This is a genomic window from Rothia nasimurium (assembly GCF_928381415.1).
GTDB classification, from domain to species: domain Bacteria; phylum Actinomycetota; class Actinomycetes; order Actinomycetales; family Micrococcaceae; genus Rothia; species Rothia nasimurium_H.
Genome location: NZ_CAKMSF010000001.1, coordinates 318973 through 338891 on the forward strand (window position 1 = coordinate 318973; position 19919 = coordinate 338891).

A 19919-nucleotide genomic window follows, 5' to 3' on the forward strand; every position below is an offset into this window, starting at 1 on the left:
AACTGTGCGCCCCCTGTTCACCCACCGTTCACCCACTGCTAGCCCACCTGCTACCTAACGCTCCTAAAGTCAGATGCGTTAGACACCGTTCCCTTCCTACTCACCGTCTCACACAGTTCTCACACGAGACAGGGTAGGGCACACAAACTCAAAGGAAATCACCTGTGAAGGCTAAGTCACTTGCTCGTTGGGGCTCACTTGCAGCTGTAGGCGCACTCGCATTCACCGCTTGCGGTTCAGACAACGCAACCGGCACTGCCACCTCCTCAGACGCAGGTTCCAGCGCAGCTTCCCTGCCCTCCACCCCCCTGACCGGCGTCGGCGCCTCATCCCAGCAGGCAGCAATCACCGCTTGGGAAACCGGTTTCGCTAACCTGGGCGGCACCGTACAGTACTCACCGGACGGCTCCGGTGCAGGCCGCGAGGCCCTGCTCGCTGGTGGCGCTAAGTTCGCCGGCTCAGACCGCGCTCTCAAGGCTGAGGAATGGGAACAGTCCAAGGAGGTATGCGGCGACGGCGGCGCCATCAACATCCCCGTCTACATCTCCCCCGTAGCTGTAGCCTTCAACCTGCCGGGCGTCTTACCCCTGAACCTGGACGGCGAAACCATTGCCAAGATCTTCAAGGGCGAAATCACCACCTGGAACGATGCAGCTATCGCCTCACAGAACGAAGGCGTTACCCTGCCCGACACCAAGATCACCGTTGTCCACCGCTCAGATGACTCCGGCACCACCCAGAACTTCACCGAATACCTGGCTGCCGCCTCTAACGGTGCCTGGGACGTAGAAGCAGACGGCAACTGGCCCTCCCAGTACGCCGGTGAATCCAACAAGGGCACCTCCGGCGTTGTCTCCACCACCTCATCCACCGAGGGTGCTATCACCTACGCGGACGCCTCAGCCATCGGCAACCTGGGCAAGGTCAACGTCAAGGTGGGCGACTCCTACGTTGAACTCTCAGCAGATGCCGCTGCCAAGACCGTTGAACTCTCAGAGCGCGTCGGCGGCATGAACGAGAACGACATGGCAATCAACATCAACCGCACCCCCGAGGACTCCACCGCCTACCCCGTTGTGCTGGTCTCCTACCACATCGTCTGCTCCGGCTACTCCTCAGAAGACGACGTCACCCTGGTCAAGGCCTACGAGAACTACGTAGTCTCCGAGCAGGGCCAGAAGGACGCCGCTGACGCGGCCCACTCAGCGCCCTTGACCAGCGCACTGACCGCTGACGCCCAGAAGGCTATCGAATCCATCACCGTTACCCAGTAACACCGCGTTCATCAAGGTGCGGCCAGGTCTCCGACCCGGTCGCACCTTGACCCGCGTCAAAACGACAAAGGTTTCACATTCCCATGTCAACCACAGCAGCACCGCAGCCGGGCACCAGCAGCGCCCGCGCGAAAACCAAGGACCTTCCCGATGTAGGAAACCCGGCGGCAGATAAAATCTTCTCGGGTATCTCCCTCGGCGCCGGCGTCCTTATTCTTATTGTCCTGGCAGCTGTCGCTATCTTCCTGGTCGCCCAGGCCCTGCCGGTTTTCACCGCAGACCCAGCAGACCTCACCAGCGGCAGCTTCATTCAGTACATCATCCCGCTGACTATCGGCACCCTCATTGCCTCGACCATTGCCCTGCTCCTGGCAACCCCTATCGGCATCGGCGTGGCTCTGTTCATCTCCCACTACGCCCCTCGCAAGCTGGCTAAGGGTATCGGCTACGTGATTGACCTGCTGGCCGCTATCCCTTCCGTTATCTTCGGTGCCTGGGGCGCTTCGGTACTGGCCCCCAAAATCGTGCCCTTCTACGACTGGCTCGCCACCTACCTGGGCTTCATCCCTATCTTCGAAGGCCCCGCCTCACAGACCGGTAAGACCATCCTGACCGCGGGCATCGTCCTGGGCATCATGATTCTGCCCATCATCACCTCTATGTGCCGCGAAATCTTCATCCAGACTCCCACTCTGCAGGAAGAAGCAGCCCTGGGTCTGGGTGCCACTCGCTGGGAGATGATTCGCATGACCGTCTTCCCCTTCGCCCGCACCGGCATCATTTCCTCCGTCATGCTGGCCCTGGGGCGTGCCCTCGGTGAAACCATGGCAGTGACCCTGGTACTGGCGTCCGGCCCGCTGACCGCCTCCATCATCAAGTCCGGGAACCAGACCTTCGCCTCAGAGATCGCCCTCAACTTCCCCGAGGCCTACGGTCTGCGCATGTCAGAGCTGATTGCAGCCGGCCTGGTGCTCTTCGTCATCACCCTCATCGTCAACATCCTGGCCCGCATGATCGTGGCCCGCTACAAGGACTTCTCAGGAGCTAACTAATGTCTGTAGCTACCACCTCATCCCGCTTCGCCAGCCGCCAGGCCCCCAAGTGGCTGCCCCTGGCCGTCGGCGCAGGCTCCCTGATTCTGGGCGCCGCCGCCAGTGCCCTCACCGGCTTCTCTATCGCAACCTTCGCCCTCTTTGCAGGCATCATCTTCGTGATTGCCGGCCCCCTGGCCGTCACCTCCTTCGAAGGCAAGCGCAAGGGCCAGGACGCCTTCGCCCGCTACCTGGTCTACGGCACCTTCCTCATCGCCCTCATCCCCCTGGTCTCGGTGCTCTACACCGTACTCGCCAAGGGTATCCCCGGCCTGTCAGGTAACTTCCTGAGCACCTCCATGAAGGGCGTCACCGGCGTACACGATAACGCCGCCGCTGCAGGCGAAGGCCCCGTATTCGGCGGTATCTATCACGCCATCATCGGTACCCTCGAAATTACCCTGCTGGCCACCGTCATCTCGGTACCCATCGGCCTGCTCACCGCTATCTACCTGGTGGAATACGGCCAGGGCAAGTGGCTCTCCAAAGCCATCACCTTCTTCGTGGACGTCATGACCGGCATCCCCTCCATTGTGGCGGGCCTCTTCGCGGCCTCCTTCTTCGCCCTGGTATCAGGTAACCCCATGAACCGTATGGGCCTGGTAGCAGCTGTGGCCCTGTCTGTCCTCATGATTCCTACCGTGGTGCGTAACGCCGAAGAAATGCTGCGTATCGTGCCCAACGAACTGCGCGAGGCGTCCTACGCCCTGGGCGTCCGTAAGTGGCGTACCATCATGAAGGTCGTTATCCCCACCGCTATCTCGGGCATCGCATCGGGCGTAACCCTGGCTATCGCCCGCGTCATCGGCGAAACTGCCCCCATCCTGGTGACCGCAGGCTTCGTCACCTCCATCAACTGGAGCGCCTTCAGCGGCTGGATGGCAACCCTGCCCACCTACATCTACTACCAGATCATGACGCCCACCAGCCCCACCGCCGCCTCGGTCTCAGAGACCCGCGCCTGGGCTGCCGCACTGATCCTGATCATCATCGTGATGGTACTCAACCTCATCGCCCGAGCCATCGCCAAGATCTTCGCCCCCAAGACCGGCCGATAAACCCAGCAGCGCACCCGCCTAGCGCGCTCACCGGCCCCACAAGACTTTTAGAAAAAGGAAAACTCCATGTCAAAGCGCATCGACGTTGAAAACCTGAACGTGTACTACGGCGACTTCCTCGCGGTAGAAGACATCTCCATGGAAATCGAACCCCGCACCGTCACCGCCTTCATCGGCCCCTCAGGCTGCGGTAAATCCACCTTCCTACGCACCCTCAACCGCATGCACGAGGTAATCCCCGGCGCCCGTGTTGAAGGTAAGGTACTGCTCGACGGCGAAAACCTCTACGGCAAGGGCGTTGACCCCGTGGTCGTCCGCTCCCAAATCGGTATGGTCTTCCAGCGCCCTAACCCCTTCCCCACCATGTCCATTCGCGAGAACGTGCTAGCGGGTGTGAAGCTCAACAACCGCAAGATCTCCAAGACCGACGCGGACGAGCTGGTCGAAAGCTCCCTGCGCGGTGCTAATCTCTGGAACGAGGTCAAGGACCGCCTCGACAAGCCCGGCTCAGGCCTCTCCGGTGGTCAGCAGCAGCGTCTGTGCATCGCCCGTTCCATCGCGGTCAAGCCCGATGTGATCCTCATGGACGAGCCCTGCTCCGCCCTTGACCCCATCTCAACCCTGGCCGTTGAAGACCTCATCAACGAACTCAAGGAAAACTTCACCGTCGTCATCGTGACCCACAATATGCAGCAGGCAGCCCGCGTCTCAGACAAGACCGCCTTCTTCAACATCGCGGGCACCGGTAAACCCGGCAAGCTCATCGAGTATGCCCCCACCCAGGAAATCTTCAACAACCCCAGCCAGAAGGCCACCGAAGACTACGTCTCAGGTCGCTTCGGCTAAGCCTAGCGCCCCGCTATCGCCCGCTCTCAGCGGGCATAACAAAACTTCCCTCACCCGTAGCTGTGCGGGGGAGGGAACACCATGGGAATGTGTGTGCCGCCCGGCCCCCTAACTCCTTTCGCTGCTGGAAAGGACGGGGTCGGGCGGCTTTTTTAGTGTGGCACCCCGGCTTACACCGGGGTGCATCTTGTCTGCCGGTGCGTGGCTATTCGCCGCGCATCTTGCGGCGCATCCAGCCGCGCAGGGTGGCGTTCTCTTCGGCTTCGATGAGGGAGTCAGCCAACTCGGCGTTACGACGCTCCAGCTCGTCGGCTCGAGCCTGGGCCCGGTCGCGCTGGAGTAGACGCTGGTAGTCCCAGGAGAGGGCCCTGTCGGTCTCTGCGCTGGCACGGGCAGCAGCCAGTGAAATGTCTGCGATATCGTCGCGTACTAGCAGGTTGGTTATGTTCCACTCGCCGGTAAAGATGGTGGGGGTGTTGCCCAGTTCGCGGACGGCCGGGGCAGCCTGCCCTGCCCCGTGCAGGAGGACGTGGGAGGCGGCGTCCCACCAGCTGGCGGAGAAACCGCGCAGCTGCTCGGCTCGCGCCAGCAGGGTTTCAGAGAGTTCATTGCGGAGCTGAATGACTTCGTGCAGGGCTTCAGCTGGGGCATCAGAATTGAGCAGAGCCAGGGGAATGGCGTAGTTTTCAGCCCCGTACTGCTCCATCATGCCGCGTACCCGCATGTCGGTGAAGGCATCGGGCAGCAGTGCCACGAAGGGAACACCCGCTGAGAGGGAGAAGACACCGGGGTGGTAGCGGGTAGAGACCGCGATGAAGGCGCCGCGATGAACCTGCACGGCGTCGTCCGTGTGCACCATGGGCAGCTGCACGGGGTCGGAGAACATGTGTGAAGCGATTTCGGCGTGCACTGCCACATCGCCCTGGTCGGTCAGGGGCTCGCCCATGTGGGGCAGGAAGACGGTGCGCAGGCCGTATTCGCGGTGCATATCGTCAAGCAGCTGCCCGATGACCCGGGCCTGCCCCGGGTTAAGGCCCGAGAAAGTAGCGCAAATATAGTGTTCGGGGAGGTCTACGACCGGGCGGCCGGGCAGGGAACGCTTCTGGTGCTGGTAGAAGGTAGCGTCGTCCACAATCAGGTGGGAGTCGATATCCGCGTTATGAGCCCATGCATGCGAGAAGCGCTCCCGCATACCCACGAGCTGGGCTGACGAGAGCATATCGCGCAGGGTCTCGGCGTCGGCGTCGGTGAGCACCGGCCCTACCGACTGGCCAGAGATAACCAGGGGAATCTCGTGGGCTTGGGCTACCAGAGCGTAGGCGGCGCGTTCGTAGAGCAGGTGCCCGGTAGCTGAATTCATGTTACCGCCACCGGCAATGACAATGCCGTCCATATCGGCTACCTGGCGCACGAAAGTGGTGATGTCTTCGCTGGCAGGGTGCCCTGCGAGGTGCTGTCTGACCTGACCCAAGAAAATCTCGCGTTCGGCAGGGGGAGCCGGGAAGTCAAGGGTCTTGATATAGCCGGTGGCAGAGCCGATATAGGCCTGGGACCGGTCGATGTTTTGGGTTGCGATAAAGACTTCGTAGCCGCGGCGGGTAAGTTCAGCGGCGGTAGCGATGCCCATGGCTTCGTCGCCAACGTGGTACACAGACTGCCCTAGGTCTGCGAGCACTAGGATGCGAGGCATAGTAGTGGTTTCCTTTCACAAAGCCTGGGCGCGCTACGGGGAGCGCCCTGAGTGCCCATGCCTGGTGGGCAGCTTTGAGGTGGTGCGAGTGGTTTCTTATATACAGTCTAGTCTCGCATTGTTTGCGGTGGGAGCGCTACAGCAGGGGGGAGAGCGCTAGGAAGAGGATTGCAGAGAGGACGAAGCAGACTGGCATGGTGATAAACCAGGTCAGGATAATGCGGAGCACGATTTTGTGGCGCACGGCGGCAAAACGCTGGTTTACTCCTGAGCCGAGGACGGCGGAGGCCGCTAGGTGGGAGGATGAGACCGGGGTGTTGAGGAAGAACTGCAGGAGCACCATGGCCAGCGCGGTTGAGCTTTGTGCAACGGCCCCACGGAAGGGGTCGACCTTGACCATCTGGTGTGCGAAAGTATAGCCGATGCGGGAGCTACCTCGGGCGGTGCCGAAGCCCAGCACCATGGCTAGGAAGAGGGCGGAGATGATGTAGGTGGTGGGGTGTACTTCGAGTCCGGCGGAGAGCAACAAGACGGCGTAGATGACGACGGCTCGCTGCCCGGTTTGAATGCCGTGAATCAGGGAGATCAGCGAGTTGGCGAGGGAGAGGACGCTGCGGGAGAAGCGGTTGACGGTGGAGGGGTAGGAGCGTTGGAGCAGGCCGTAGAAGGGGAAGACTACTGCCCATGCGAGGACGAAGAGGACGATGGGGGCCAGGACGAGGGGCACGAAAAGGAAGGTGGCAAGGGGCTCAGAGAAGGGGCTGAAGCTGCCTAGATCGGTTGAGCGTGCGGCCCATGCTGCTCCGGCTAGTCCGCCGATGAGGGCGTGGGTGGAGGACGACGGAATGCGGAACCACCAGGTAATAATGCCCCAGATAATAGCTGAGATGAGGGCTGTAAGAATGAGCCCCAGACCGGTGTTGTTGTGGGGCACAGTCAGCCAGTGGGTGGTGACGGAGCCCAGCATGATACCCGTGATGGCCATGCCGATAGCGTTGAAGAGGGCGCTGGTGCGCAGGGCTATTTTAGGGGTGAGTGCCCTGGTTTTGACGGGTATGGCGGTGGCGTTGGGGGCGTCGTGAAAGCCCGTGACGAAGGTGAAGGCAATCAGGGCCAGGCAGCTGAGGGCAAAGAGGGTGAGGGTCACTAGGATTCCTGCACGATGATGCGGCCGATTTCAGTGGCGACGGTGCGCATGGCTTCGGACGCCTCAATGAGCTTGTGCACGAAGCGGGTGGTCTGCAGGTAGCGGGTTTGCTTGTAGCGGTCCTGGATGTCTGCATCGTATTCTTCGGCAATGCGCACGGCCTGCTTGGTGATGCGGAGCATGGTGATCCAGTAGTCGTCCAGGTCGCGCAGGGTGCTGAGTTTGGGGATGATTTCGGTGGTGAGCACTGCCTGGCGCTGGATGAGGTCGAGCAGGGTCGCTGCCTTAGGGGAGAAACGCACGATGTGGTAGAGATGCAGAATGTTGGCTGCTGAGGTGAGCTTTTCAACGACGTTGTTGAGTGAAACAGCCAAGGTGTAGATATCTTCGCGGGGAATAGGGGTTGAGAAGGAGCTGCGCACAGCGGTCATGGTGGTGTGCAGCATGTCGAGGGTTGCGGCCTCGTGGGTGAGGGTGCGTTCCAGAAGTTCCGGGTAGCGGTCTTCGGGGGAGCCCACCATTTCTGAGAGCAGGGCTGCAGCACCTGTAACCTGCTCTGAGAGTGTGGCTAGGGCGGTCAGCGAGGTGTTCTCTTGGGGGAACATACGTTGAAGCATGGGCCAGCTCTCCTGGGTGTGGGCGGTGGGCAGGTGCTGAGCTTATGGTACCGCGCCAAGGTTAACGGGATGGCGCTCGCCTGTAATGCGGGCGGGCGCAAAAGCCGGGCTGCCTGCCTCGTGGAAAGGGAGGCGGAGCCCGGCAACTGCGGTATGAAGTTTAGCGATGTCAGGCTGGGAGCGCCTCTCGGCGGAAGGCCGCTCGAAGCGGCTAAAGATTTGGAGCCCGGGGCTACCTATTAGCAGCCTGACATCTTGGTATCCATCATTCTCCTGTTCGTCAGCGGTGTCAACCCCGGGTGGCGATCCAGGCTGTTTTACCTGCCGGGGAGGTGCTGCCGCGGTCTTTAGTCGAGGGTTCCAGCCCGCCAGTTGAGGGCTGCTTCTTCGAGCTCGCGCGCGGTTCCGGTGAGCCTGCGAGCAGCGGTTCGCAGGCGGACGGCCCGCGCAGCGGCCTCGTCGCGCACCTCGGCTGAGGGGCGGTGTAACTCGGCCACCTCATCGGGGTGACCGCCCCTGGGCGAGACCCGCTGGCCGTGCCTCAGCTCCAGGGCGACGTCGTCCTGCCCCAAAGCCAGCACGCGGCAGAAAGCCGCAAAGCGGTTGAGGGCCACGTCGAAGTCACCGGTGTAGGCGCCGGCCAAGATGGCATCAACGGTGGTGCAAATTTCGTCGGCGGTAGGCGGCGAGGGCACCCCTGCCAGGGCCTGAGCCAGGTAGCTGGAGTGCATGCCGCGCTCGTAGTAGTGGCTCATGAGCTGAGAATTAGCGCGAATGACGCCGCGCAGGGCGTAGATGCGCCAGAGGGCGCCGGCAACGGTCACGGGGGCTGCCCGCGACCAGAGTTCGGCGACGGCTTCTATACCGAATTCGTCGGTGTAGCGCACCAGGCGCTTGGTGACGGAGGGGTCTTCGTTGGCGCGTCCGCGGGCTAGTAGGGCGCGGGCGGACGCCTGGGCGGCAGTTGCGAGGTCTTCTGGGCTGCCAGCCCCCTGGTAGCGTTCAAACTTTTCGGTAGAGAGGCGGACGGGGCGGTGGAAGCGGGCGTCAGAAGGCATGCCTACCAGTGTAGAACTGCTGAGGTACTCAGCGAAAGGCTATGCGCTGAGAGGTAAAACTCGGGTGCGGGTGATAATGCTGGTCAGGAGCAAGGCCGCAATGGTTCCTGCCAGGGTTTGGCCTGCCAGGACGGCGATTTGGAGCTGGGCGGCGAGCAGGGGAGAGGCCCCTCCCATGAGGGCGCCGACGAAAGTTCCGGGCAGGGTGACGAGGCCGGTAGCACGGGTCTGGTCGAGCCCTGGGGTAAGGGCCTCGGTGATGGCGGCTTTGGTGATGTCGCGGAAGGCGACCGGGGCGGTAGCTCCCAGGGCTAACCAGGCCTCAATCTCCCCCTGGCGGGCAGCTGTGAGGGTGGTGAAGTTGCGTGCTGTGAGGGTTGTGATGGTCATGGTTCCGCCAATGATGATGCCAGCAACCGCTACCAGGTTTTGGGTGGAGTAGGGCACCAAGCCCAGGGCGAAGATCAGCAGGACAGCAAGGAGGGCACCTAGGGTGATGGATAGCGCGGTTGCTGCCAGGCCCCGGTGGAACTGTTTGCTGTGCTTGCCGGAGGTGATGGTGGCGGTGGTGAGCATCAGGGCGATGAAGAGCACCAGAGCCCAGGGGGCGGCCAGAATACCCTGTAGCAGGAGGGCGATGACGGCGAGTTGCAGGCAGGCCCGCAGGATAACGATATAGGGCTACCAGCGGAGCTGAATCTTTTGGGCAGCGAGCGCAGGGCCGCGGTGAGGCCAACGAAGAGCAGGAGGGCTGCGGCGTAGTGGGTGAGGGGGCTGTTCAGTAGGGCGGTCACACAGCTATTAGAGCACGGCGGCGGTGCGGACGCCTGTTGCGGCCGGGTTTTTGGAGCTTTGCGTCACGGGGTGTATAGTGGAAGGCGCTGAGTTTACTCAGTGGATGCGCCTTTAGCTCAGTTGGTAGAGCATCGGACTTTTAATCCGTGGGTCGTGGGTTCGAGCCCCACAGGGCGCACAAGAAAACCCCGCCTCACTAGGTAAAACTAGTGGGGCGGGGTTTTGTTCTAGGGTCGAAAAACCCGGCAAGTCTCGATAAACTCTCGAAATTCAAACCAAGTAAGCACCCAACACAGCCGCATTATTCGGGGCCTCAGAAAGCCGCTGAATATAGTACGCAGCAGTAATATCCGTCGACGAGTGCCCTAGCTGTGCGCTCGCGTCCTCCAAGCTCGAGGTGCGGGCTAGCAAGGTGGCGACCGTCTTGCGGAAGATATGCGGGGGCACCGGGTAATCTACCCCGCCAGCCCTAAGCTGTTCCCGCAGCCGTTTACGGAAGTTTGAGGGATCAACGGGCCCGCCGGTAGCTGAGGGGAACACCAGCGCCCCGGGCACCTGAGCCCACCCGGTGCTCGTTGCGTGCGCTGGCAGGTGGTGCGCCCGCCGGTGCTCCAGCTGCAGGGCCAGCGCAGCAGGGATAAAGACCCGGCGCATACTGTCGCGGGTTTTGGTGTGTGGCTGTCGCACGGCCCCGCCGGGGACGGTGATAACGGTTCCGTTGATGTTTACCGATTCACGCCCGGGGGTCAGGTCTACGTCTTCCCAGCGTAGGGCGAGCGCTTCGCCGATTCGGCAACCGGTGGCTAGGAGTAGGTCGACGACGGCGGCGACTTCGCCGGTGAGGGCGGCGCGTATTTGGGTGACCTGTGTGGCTGTGAGGGCTTCTACGGGCTTTTTGGGTTGTGCCGGTAGGATCACGTCACGCACGGGGTTTCTGTGGGTGCAGTCGTTGGCTACGGCTGTTTTGAACATGCCTGAGAGGACGGAGCGGGCTAGTTTTGCGCTCGCGTGTCCGTGTGTGGTGCGTATGGCTGCTAGGCGGGCGGTGAGGACGCCGGGGGTGGCTTCTTGTATGGTGAGTTCGCCGCAGTAGGGGAGTATGTACCGGTCTATGGTGTACCGGTAGCGGGTGAGGGTGTTGGGGGCTTTGCCGGTGTTCTTGTAGTCTTCCCACCAGTGTTCTGCCAGGGTGGTGAGTCGGCTGTGTGGGGTGAGTTGTCCGGTGGTGTGGCTGGTGTGGTGTTGGGTGGCTTGTGCGAGTTTGTTGCGGAGTTTGGTGGTGGCTTTGGGGGCGGTGGTGTCGCGGGCGGTGACGGGTCTGTTTTTGCCGTCGTAGCCGCGTACCCATGTTTTGGCTTCTATGGTGCCGTTGGGGAGTGTGCGGGTGCTTATTTTGCCGTGGGAGCCGAGGGGTGTGCGGGGTCGTGGCATGGTTAGTTTGTCTTTTCTGGGGGTAGGTGGAGGTCTGGGCGTAGGCCGGTGACTTCGGTGGTCACAGGGCCTATGCCGCGTTCCTCTATTGCCTGTTCAATGTCAGGGTTATTGAGGGCAAGTAGCTGGACGCTCTCGCATAAAAGCATCCATAGGGTTAGATTCGTGAGGGCTTCCTTCACCCTCCCCTCATGTTGCCCCCGGTAGTCTTTCCCTAGTTGATATAGGTGCTCGTAGCTCTCCAGGTAGGGCACGATGTTTTCAGCCGTTTCTGTAAACTGCACTTCAAGGTCTCTGCATACTGTTCTGACTAGTTCATTTGTTGCCTGGGTTGAGTCTTTTTGGACTAGGGCGGTTATGTCAACGCCTAGCGCATGAGCAACCTCCAGCGCTTCATCTAGGCGCATGGTTCGCCCGCCCTTTTCAGTGCGCCCGACGACTGTGGCGGTGTAGGTTTTTAGCCCTGCCTGGACAAGACGGCGGGCAAGCTCGTTTTGTGACCAGCCGCGGGCTTCGCGTAGTCGCTGCATGTTTTGGCCTACGGTGTTTTCTTTTTCTTTGGTGCTCATGTTCTTAACGGTAGCGCACCTAGTACCCTTTTGTAGCTATTTGAGTACATGGGCTTGCTAAATCTCTCTATATCACTATATGCTAAACCCATACACACCCCTGTGTAGGGGTTTACGAACCAAAGGAATGAAAACATGCCCACCAAAACCCGCACCCGCCCCGAACGCGAACACGAAGAAGTCTTCACCATCGACGACCTCGCCAAACGCCTAGGCGTCTCAGGGCGCACCGTCCGCAACTGGAGATCAAAAGGACTAGACCCCGTAGCGATCAAAATCGGCGGCTTTATCCGCTACAAACTCTCAGACATAGAAGCCTGGGAAGAAGCCCACCGCGAGCGCCGCTAACCACCCCCTACCGAAAGGAAAACAACCAATGACCACCCAAGTTGCAGACCTACCCCTTGGAACCTGCTTCAGTGCCCGACTGACTAAACCGAACGAGGACGGCGACCGCCTAGAAGATGACCTGCGCTACTGCCAGCTACTTCAAATGCCTGACGCCAAGACACCCCACGTCACCATCTACAAAGCCAACTGCGCCCCCGCAGGGCTGTACCTCGTTCTCGACCACCTGGAAGTGGTCGAGGTCTACGGCATGGGAACTTTCAAGACCACAACCGCAGCAGTCTAACCCCGCAGGGCAAGCAAGAAGCGCATGAGAGCAGACCCCACAACCGCCCTCTACACCGCCTACTTCACCCGCCGATTCACCACCGGGCTAACCCCCATGAACTGGCACACCACACAGGCCGTAGAGCACCACATCAACCGGCTCATAGCCGATAACCCCCACGTCCCCACAGACGCCTACCTCCAAGCCCTCACCACCGCGCTCGCAACCACCCTCACCGCAGCACACGGCACCAGCGCAGAAGAACCCATACGCGCAGCCCTCAAAGCCGCACCGCTACCCACAGACCACCCCACCACCGGGGCATAAAAAAGCACCCGCCCCCTTCTCTTCTCACCAAGAAAAGAGGGGGCGGGTACCAAAGAAAAAAGAAAACGAGGTTTCCTCATGAGCCATCCTCGCTCACCACACAATTCTACCAGCACCCCACCCGCACCAGGGCACCTAGAACCCGGTCAAACCCTAGATTTTGACCCCACCGCGCCCCTGCTGCACTACTACCCGATACACAACCCCACAGGGCCCGCCCTCTGCGGCGAGTGGGCCCCCGCGCAGGGCTGGGACACCCACCACGCCACCGCCACAAGCCAGGGCGCAACCGTCTGCCCCGCGTGCCAGACCCTCCACGCTACCCTGCCCACCATAGAGGGGGCGTAGGTATGAGCCCGGCACCCCTCAACCTCGAGAACTGGCACAAGCTCACCGGCGACAAACCCGACGACGTCCTCTACTACGCCAACCGGTGGCGCGGGCCCCACCTTGACGCCCAACTCACCTACACCCCCGGCGAAGAGAACGAACAGATCTACTTTGACGCCTCCCTCCACGACGGCACCCTAGAAGAAGCTGTCGCGCTCGCGGACGAACTACAGGCTTGGCTTACCCGCGTCCACGCTGGGGAACGGTACGCCCATATTGAGGGCCTTAACCCCTGGGAGTACACCCACTACCTGACCGGCACCGGTGCCAGGTTCTGCGGGTGGGATCCAGAGAACAACGAGCTACCCACCGGCCCCGTGAAACCAGCGGGGGATATCTGCCCTAACTGCCGTGAGGCGTACCAGCGGCACCAGGTAGCCGCTCTAAATAAGCTGCTCACCCTGCCCGCAGCACCAAAGGAGGTAAGTAATGAGCACCCCTAACGAGTTCCCGCCGGTGCTAGTTGGCACCATCGACGCAGAAGCAATCTGGACGGCTGTTAAGGGCGAACAGTGGGGGGCTACCTACCCGCCCACCTACGGGTATGTGATGAACGCAGGTAAGCCAACGGTTCACCTGACCATCAGTAACCTCGACGACTCTACGAGCACTGATGAACTGGCTCTAGCGTTGAAGCGGCACCTTGCGGCCGCTACCCGTGAGTTTTTGACCCCTTACTTCGAGCGGTTTGCAAAGAAGCGCGGGGAAGAGCAGGAGGCTCTTAACCGGGCTCGTATGGGTGCGAGCGCTGCCAGTGAGGGCTCTGGGTCTGTTGATCTAGGTAAGGGTGCTACGGAATGAGTCCTTGAGTTTGTTATGGGGGTGTGTGGCTGGTTAGCCCTGCTGCCCTCCCCTGTTAGTTTTCCCCTCTCTCTTTTGGGGGGTGCCCCCGCCTATCTGCACGAGTCGCTAAAACATCTAGCAGGTGGGTGTGGGGCAGAACCCCGCCCACCTGCAACAGTTTGGCGACCGAAACAGGTGGGTGTGGGCAGAACCCCGCCACCTGCGCTTGCTTGGCGGCTACAGCAGGTTGGGCGGGGAGAGACACCAAAAAAGGCGCCCGGGGCTTAACCCGGTTCCCGGCTCACCTGCACCAAGAAGTCAGACACAAAAAACACCCTAGAGACCACCACACCCCTAGAAGAAAGACCAGCCTATGAACACCACCCCCGCCCCCACCGGTGGCGGCACCTCACCCCTCGTCACCGCCTTTGAGCTCCACCACGCAGGGCTATCCGTTATCCCCATCAAGACCGGGGAAAAAGCTCCCAGCGTGCCTTGGAAGGACTACATGCAGCAGCAACCTACCGTCGCGAAGCTAGGGGCATGGTTCAAACCGGGGCAGTTCACCGGTCTAGCTGTCGTCTCTGGTGCCGTCTCAGGCGGGCTAGAAATGACTGAGATTGAGGGTAAGGCTGTGCCCTCCCTGCCCCTTATCAAACAGGCTCTAGAAGCTGCTGCCCCGGGCTTGTGGGAGCGCCTGACCTGTGTTGAGCGCTCGCCCTCTGGTGGGTATCACTGGTTCTATCGGCTCACCGGGGCACCGGTGCCGGGCAACACCAGGATAGCGGCCAACGAGAGTAATGAGGTGCTTGCTGAGACCAGAGGGGAGCGGGGCTATACTATCGTGGCTCCCACTGGTGGGGAGCACCACCCTACGGGCAACCCGTGGGTGAGGGAGGTGGGGCGGCTCTCAGCCCCGCCGGTGCTCACCGTCGAAGACCGTGCCCTGCTGCACTGCACCCTCTTTCACGTGCTAGATAAAACAGGGCGCGGGGTGTGCCCTGTGTGCGGGCTTTATGCTGACCGTACCGAACCTCCGGCACCAGCTGAGTCGGTGGCCCCTGTGCGCTCGCACCCTGTGGCGCTTACGGGCCCTGCCGGTGAGGGTTCGGTGAGCCCGCTGGATGATTACGCGGCCAAAACTGACATGATTGAGCTGCTGCTGGGGGCGGGGTGGTCTTTGACCCGTGGCACCCGGGCAGGTGAGCATGTGGAGCTGACCCGCCCCGGACGTAAACCGATTGAGGGTAGAAGCGCCACGGTACATAGCGACCAGGGCGCGCAGGTGCTGCATGTGTTCACCACCTCCACGGACTTTGAGGCCGGTAGGTCGTACACGACGGCGCAGGTTGCTGCGGTGTTGTCGCACGGTAATGACACCCCGGCGACTATGAGCGCCCTAGCTAAGGATCTGAGGCGTGACGGGTACGGGCAGGGCGGGCAGGTGGCTGGTGTGGACGTCCTGAGCTTCTTCACCCCTGGCAAGCTTGAGAACCACCAGCAGACCCCTGGCACCGCCCCTGCCCCGGGTCTTGCTGACCCGGGGCAGGGGCCCGCGAGCGCAAAGGAGCCCGGAGAGGCCCTAGAGGTGGACGTACGCGCCATAGAAGCCAACCTAGCCCGCCTATCCCTAGCGCAGGGCACCGCAGACGGCACAGACCAGGCCGGGGCCCTCGTATTCATCGCCCATCACATCGATTCTGTGAGAGCTACCCATCAGGACGACAAGCACATCTGGCACACCTGGGAGGGCAACCGGTGGGTACACGGGGCCGTTGGGGGCATACGAGCCCGCTACATGCAGACCATGACCATTAGAGAGAACGATAAGGACAACGTGAAGAAAGATAAACGTAAGTGGCAGGGCGCTCGCAGCATGGACGCGGTGTTGAAGATGGCCGCGCACATGCCAGAGGTGCTTGTGTCAGACGCTGACTTTGATAACCGCCCCTACGAGCTGAACACCCCCGGCGGTATGGTGAACCTACGCACCGGCGCTGTGCTGCCCCACGACCCGGCACACATGCACTCTAAGATCACTACAGCAGACCCCACCGATACGACGGGGCGGGAGCAGTGGGAGCGGTTTATCACCCGCATACTACCGGACGAGCAGGTGCGGGAGTTCATGCAGCAGGTGGCCGGTGTGGCCCTGCTAGGGCGGGTGGTTGAGCACATTTTCATCTTTGCCTACGGGCAGGGGGCGAACGGTAAGAGCGTGTTCTTTGATGTGCTGATTGAGGTGTTGGGGGACTATGCGACGACCGTGGACGCGGCGACCATCATGCATAAGCGTAACGAGCGTGAGACGGCCCTAGAGTTGGGCAAGTTCGCTAATCATCGTTTGGTGGTTATGTCTGAGGTGAACATGGACGACCGGATTAATGAGGCTATGGTCAAGACGCTCACCGGTGGCGATAGGCTGCATACTCGTTCTTTGTACCGTAATGGGCAGGTGGTGCGGCCGCAGCACACCTTGTTTATGGCTGGTAATCACCGCCCGGCTTTGCCCTCTGGTGGTGGGCATAGTATGTGGCGTCGTATGCGGGTGGTGCCTTTTACTGAGCAGATCCCGCCGGGGGAGCAAGACCCTTTGTTGAAGGAGAAGCTGTTGGAGCATGGTGGTGCTGTGTTGGCTTGGGCTATTGAGGGGGCGGTTAAGTATGCGAGCGCTGGGCGTTTGGTGACGCCGGTGGCGGTGGCTGCTGAGACGAGGGCTTATCTTTTGGCTGCTGACCCGTTTGAGGCGTTTATGGCTGGTGCGTTGGTGTTTAGGGCTGGTGCGAGTGCGGGGGCGTCTGATGTGTCGCGGGCGTTTGAGGTGTTTTGTGCTAATAGTGGGCTTTCTGGTGTGGGGTGGCACAGGCAGGAGTATCCGCGCCGGTTGAGGAGCGCCGGGGCCGTCTTAGGGCGCACGAACAGCACCCGCATTTATGAGGGGGTGGAGCTTCTACTAGAACATCAGTGGAGCTACCCGGGCGAGAGCTAGGGGAGCAGATAAGGGGCCGTGTGGCCTGTCTATTCTAGGGTGAGCCGTTAGGTAGTGTGAAGAGCTGCCTAACGGCTCTTTTTTATGCGCTCGCAGGTGGTGACGCACTTTTGAAACTGCGTCACTAGTCCGTCACACTGCGTCACCCAGTAAGCCCCCTTTCTTTTGTGCATGTCTAAAAATAGTAGGCAAAAGGTGACGGAAGTGACGCAGTGGTGACGCAGTTTTGAAATTGCGTCACCCTACTTTTGCCTAGTCAGAACACAAAAGTGACGCGAGTGACGTTAATAATGAAAAAACCGCCCCTCAAGAAAAAAAGGGGTATAAACACCCCTAAAACCCCTATGGGAGCTTCTTTTTCAGAATTAGCGTCACTTCCTACACTCCCCCATTTTGCTGCCCCTGCTGCACGGGGCCCGCAACACCCCACCCAACCTGTCTAAAAAACCACCTGCCCCCCTTGCTACCCTGACCCCATGAACACCAGCACCCACCCCACAGACTGCACAACCTGCGGCGACCCCACCACCAACACCCCCTACTGCTGCCACTACTGCCAAACCCTCGACCAACCCCACCACACCAGCCGCCAGGATCACCCCGGCAACTGACCAACACCCACCACCAACCACCGCGATTACCCCGGCAGTTCACCCCACCCCCAGCGAGCGCCCCCACCAGCCCCATGCACCACCCTTAAAGCGGGCAACCCCATGCACCACCAGCGGGTAGCGATTTACCTACCCCGTGGCGTCCTCTGCTGATGAACCTAGATCTCTAGCCCCGCGCCCTGCTCGCCCTCCCACGGCGTCCGCCCCTCTGCTGTCCCTGCACCTCCCACCCTGCAGCGTGTGACGGCGTCCCGGCGTGCTCGCGCCCTTTGGGCAACTGTGGTGGAAATCGAAACGGTTGATACCCCGCCGGGGTGGGCTAGGTGTGCCCCCTCTGCCCCCGGGAGCGTGCCCCACAGCCCCGCGTGTGGCCTGTGTGGTGATTGGGCACCCTGGCCTATTCCAGCCCCGCAGAAGAGCGCACAGCGCCAAGGGGTAGGGGTTAGGCAGGGGCTAGGACGTCCTAGAGTCCCCTGCTGCTATCCAACTGACCGATAGTGACCGCGCCGCGGTCGCCGCCCCTGCAGCTGCCCGTCTTGATACTTGCCCGGTCTGTGCTGACCTCCTAGCAGAGGACAGCCCCGGCCCCCGTTCTGCTCTATCTCCTGCCAGCAGTACAACAGCACCAGCGCTAAACCCCTACCCCGGGGGAGGTGCCCCCCCATAGGGGTGTGACCCCCTTCGGGTATAGTCACTTCCCCTCGCAGGGGTTTCTAACGCGTCTCACAGTCTCGCGTTGCCATCTCAGCACGCCACAGCGGTTCTAATCGTGTCTCACAATCACTTCAGGAATCCGGTAACAAAAAAGCAGGTGCCCCACCTCCGGCTGCTTCTAGGTCTCCTCGTGTGAGACCGCCCTGTTATTTCAAGGTTGCAGAGGGTAGCACCTGCCATGTCTCAACTTTACCCATACCCCGGCACTGGCCCCAGCGCCCCCGCCTATGAGCCAGAATTAACCCCCACAGCCCCGAACACAGCACCTACGGGAGAATGAGTCGCCCCGCCTATTCCAGCCCCGCAGAAGAGCACACAGCGCCCCGGGGGTGTTGTGGTGCCCTGCGAGCGCATACGGGCGGCGTCCCTCTCCCTGCTGTCCTGTGTGGGGTGTGGGGCTAACAGGTCTCGATAAACTCTCGAAATTCAACGGTAAATAGAGGGTATTCAGATGGTAATAAAAGTTGCTGGGCTCGTTGTTTTGCCTTGTCAGAATGTTTTTAGAGAGTAATAGGTGTCACTAGGTGAAATGCAGAACTTACATTCCGTGGGTCGTGGGTTCGAGCCCCACAGGGCGCACATCGTATAGCCCCGTTGGTTCCCTATGTTTACAAGGAACTAGCGGGGTTTTATTTTTTCCTGAAGCCATCGTTTGACAGGGTTATAGGCAGAAAAGTGTCTCCCATGGTTCCTAGTATTACACTGAAGAGTGAAAACCCCGGAACGATCCCTGCTCTTTGCACATCGCCGGGGTTACTGTTTTAGCAAAGTAACCAGCATGCGCAGTGAATCCTTGTTTAGGTTTCTGGAGGCAACCAAAGCGAAAACTTTTCATCCGTGGGGCTGGTGGCAATCTGTGTTCGATAGTGCCCGACACACTTCTTAATATTTTCCCTGTAAAGCTTCCCTTTCGGAATAAGTAGGCGTAGTATTTATTACATCAATGAAATGCAACTTCGAAGGAGAAGATGACCATGTCACGCGAATTCAAGACCGTAGCTGTTCTGGGTACCGGCGTCCTGGGGTCTCAAATCATCATGCAGGCAGCCTGGCACGGCAAGAAGGTATTTGCCTACGACGCCTTCCCCGAAGCCCTCGAAAAACTAACCGACCGCTGGGCCTGGATCCGCCAGGGCTACGAACAAGACCTTCCTGACTACACCCCCGAAAAATTCGACGAAGCCATCGCCCGCATCGTCCCCACCAGTGACCTCAAAGAAGCGGTCGGCGACGTTGATATCGTCATCGAGGCTGTGCCCGAAAACCTCGACCTCAAGCGCGAAACCTGGGCTAAGGTAGGGGAGCTGGCTGACGAGCGCACCCTGCTTGCCACCAACACCTCGTCCCTGCTGCCCTCTGACTTTGCAGACGCCAGCGGCCACACCGACCGCTTCCTGGCTATCCACTACGCCAACCGCGTCTGGATCCGCAACACCGCAGAGATTATGGGCACCGCCAAGACCGACGAAGAGAACATCAAGGACGCCATCCGCTACGCCGAAGAAACCGGCATGGTTCCCGTCCACGTCCGCAAGGAGCAGCCCGGCTACCTGCTGAACTCCCTGCTCATTCCCTGGCTCGATGCTGGTGCAAAGCTCTACGTCAATGGCGTAGGCACCCCCGAGGAAATTGATAAGGCATGGACCATCGCCACCGGTACCAAGTCCGGTCCCTTCGCCGCCTACGACACTGTAGGCTTCAACGTCGCCTCCCATATTGCCTCAGCAAGTGACGACGAGACCGTGCGCGAGTTCGGTGCCAAGCTCAAGGAAGCTCTCGAAGCTGGCTTCAGTGGCGTTGCCGACCGCAAGGGTTTCTACCTCTACGACGAGGACGGCAACATCACCGGCGCCAACGACTACTGGACTGAAAACTTCGGTCAGTAACCTCAAATCCCTCTCCTCTGCACAAAC

General features: G+C 60.7%; 18 protein-coding genes and 1 tRNA gene. 12 read left to right on the forward strand and 7 right to left on the reverse strand.

Annotated features, from left to right (window positions below; translation table 11 throughout):
- The first annotated feature begins 164 nt into the window (after positions 1-164).
- From L7A20_RS01505 to pstB, 4 genes are all read left to right on the forward strand, one after another.
- On the forward strand, positions 165-1274 hold the full coding sequence (locus tag L7A20_RS01505) for a phosphate ABC transporter substrate-binding protein PstS (protein ID WP_237222147.1): 1110 nt from the start codon (positions 165-167) through the stop codon (positions 1272-1274).
- A gap of 83 nt (positions 1275-1357) precedes the next feature.
- Positions 1358-2326 carry a phosphate ABC transporter permease subunit PstC gene (gene pstC, locus L7A20_RS01510; RefSeq protein ID WP_237205616.1) on the forward strand — a complete coding sequence of 323 codons (969 nt, stop codon included), beginning with the start codon at positions 1358-1360 and terminating at the stop codon, positions 2324-2326.
- On the forward strand, positions 2326-3423 hold the full coding sequence (gene pstA / locus L7A20_RS01515) for a phosphate ABC transporter permease PstA (RefSeq protein ID WP_237207302.1): 1098 nt from the start codon (positions 2326-2328) through the stop codon (positions 3421-3423). Before pstC ends, pstA begins: the two co-directional genes overlap by 1 nt.
- Positions 3424-3489: 66 nt before the next feature.
- On the forward strand, positions 3490-4269 hold the full coding sequence (gene pstB / locus L7A20_RS01520) for a phosphate ABC transporter ATP-binding protein PstB (protein ID WP_135011575.1): 780 nt from the start codon (positions 3490-3492) through the stop codon (positions 4267-4269).
- A 205-nt stretch (positions 4270-4474) separates the two neighbouring features.
- Here the strand turns inward: pstB and L7A20_RS01525 are convergent, their stop codons facing one another.
- The 5 genes from L7A20_RS01525 to L7A20_RS01545 form a co-directional block, all read right to left on the reverse strand.
- Positions 4475-5959, reverse strand: a complete 1485-nt coding sequence (locus L7A20_RS01525) for a polysaccharide pyruvyl transferase family protein (protein WP_237222148.1) — start codon at positions 5957-5959, stop codon at positions 4475-4477.
- Between the two features lie 136 nt (positions 5960-6095).
- Positions 6096-7106 carry an inorganic phosphate transporter gene (locus L7A20_RS01530; RefSeq protein WP_237222149.1) on the reverse strand — a complete coding sequence of 337 codons (1011 nt, stop codon included), beginning with the start codon at positions 7104-7106 and terminating at the stop codon, positions 6096-6098.
- Positions 7106-7723, reverse strand: coding sequence for a DUF47 domain-containing protein (locus L7A20_RS01535; RefSeq protein WP_237222150.1), 618 nt, complete (start codon positions 7721-7723; stop codon positions 7106-7108). Before L7A20_RS01535 ends, L7A20_RS01530 begins: the two co-directional genes overlap by 1 nt.
- 347 nt (positions 7724-8070) lie before the next feature.
- Positions 8071-8781, reverse strand: a complete 711-nt coding sequence (locus tag L7A20_RS01540; protein WP_237222151.1) for a hypothetical protein — start codon at positions 8779-8781, stop codon at positions 8071-8073.
- A 39-nt stretch (positions 8782-8820) separates the two neighbouring features.
- Positions 8821-9456, reverse strand: a complete 636-nt coding sequence (locus L7A20_RS01545) for an ABC transporter permease (protein WP_336603561.1) — start codon at positions 9454-9456, stop codon at positions 8821-8823.
- A gap of 225 nt (positions 9457-9681) precedes the next feature.
- Here L7A20_RS01545 and L7A20_RS01550 point away from each other — a divergent pair.
- A tRNA-Lys gene (locus L7A20_RS01550) sits at positions 9682-9754 on the forward strand.
- A 92-nt stretch (positions 9755-9846) separates the two neighbouring features.
- On the opposite strand, the gene L7A20_RS01555 is transcribed toward L7A20_RS01550, so the two are convergent.
- Together L7A20_RS01555 and L7A20_RS01560 are read right to left on the reverse strand one after the other, a co-directional pair.
- Positions 9847-11007, reverse strand: coding sequence for a tyrosine-type recombinase/integrase (locus tag L7A20_RS01555; protein ID WP_237222152.1), 1161 nt, complete (start codon positions 11005-11007; stop codon positions 9847-9849).
- 2 nt (positions 11008-11009) lie between these two features.
- The gene (locus tag L7A20_RS01560; protein WP_237222153.1) at positions 11010-11576 is read right to left on the reverse strand and encodes a helix-turn-helix domain-containing protein; all 567 of its coding nucleotides are present in this window, start codon (positions 11574-11576) and stop codon (positions 11010-11012) included.
- Between the two features lie 135 nt (positions 11577-11711).
- Here L7A20_RS01560 and L7A20_RS01565 point away from each other — a divergent pair, with 135 nt between their 5' ends.
- From L7A20_RS01565 to L7A20_RS01595, 7 genes are all read left to right on the forward strand, one after another.
- Positions 11712-11924: a helix-turn-helix transcriptional regulator gene (locus L7A20_RS01565; protein WP_237222154.1), complete on the forward strand. Its 213-nt coding sequence runs from the start codon at positions 11712-11714 to the stop codon at positions 11922-11924.
- 28 nt (positions 11925-11952) lie between these two features.
- A complete protein-coding gene (locus L7A20_RS01570) occupies positions 11953-12210 on the forward strand; it encodes a hypothetical protein (protein WP_237222155.1) in 258 nt (85 codons plus the stop codon).
- 24 nt (positions 12211-12234) lie between these two features.
- Positions 12235-12519 carry a hypothetical protein gene (locus tag L7A20_RS01575; protein WP_237222156.1) on the forward strand — a complete coding sequence of 95 codons (285 nt, stop codon included), beginning with the start codon at positions 12235-12237 and terminating at the stop codon, positions 12517-12519.
- A gap of 350 nt (positions 12520-12869) precedes the next feature.
- On the forward strand, positions 12870-13352 hold the full coding sequence (locus tag L7A20_RS01580) for a hypothetical protein (RefSeq protein WP_237222157.1): 483 nt from the start codon (positions 12870-12872) through the stop codon (positions 13350-13352).
- Positions 13339-13710 (forward strand): hypothetical protein, encoded by a 372-nt coding sequence (locus L7A20_RS01585; RefSeq protein ID WP_237222158.1) that lies wholly within the window; start codon positions 13339-13341, stop codon positions 13708-13710. Before L7A20_RS01580 ends, L7A20_RS01585 begins: the two co-directional genes overlap by 14 nt.
- A gap of 355 nt (positions 13711-14065) precedes the next feature.
- Positions 14066-16681, forward strand: coding sequence for a phage/plasmid primase, P4 family (locus L7A20_RS01590; protein WP_237222159.1), 2616 nt, complete (start codon positions 14066-14068; stop codon positions 16679-16681).
- A 2299-nt stretch (positions 16682-18980) separates the two neighbouring features.
- Complete coding sequence (locus tag L7A20_RS01595; RefSeq protein ID WP_237222160.1) at positions 18981-19892, forward strand: 3-hydroxyacyl-CoA dehydrogenase; 912 nt, start codon at positions 18981-18983, stop codon at positions 19890-19892.
- Positions 19893-19919: the final 27 nt, after the last annotated feature.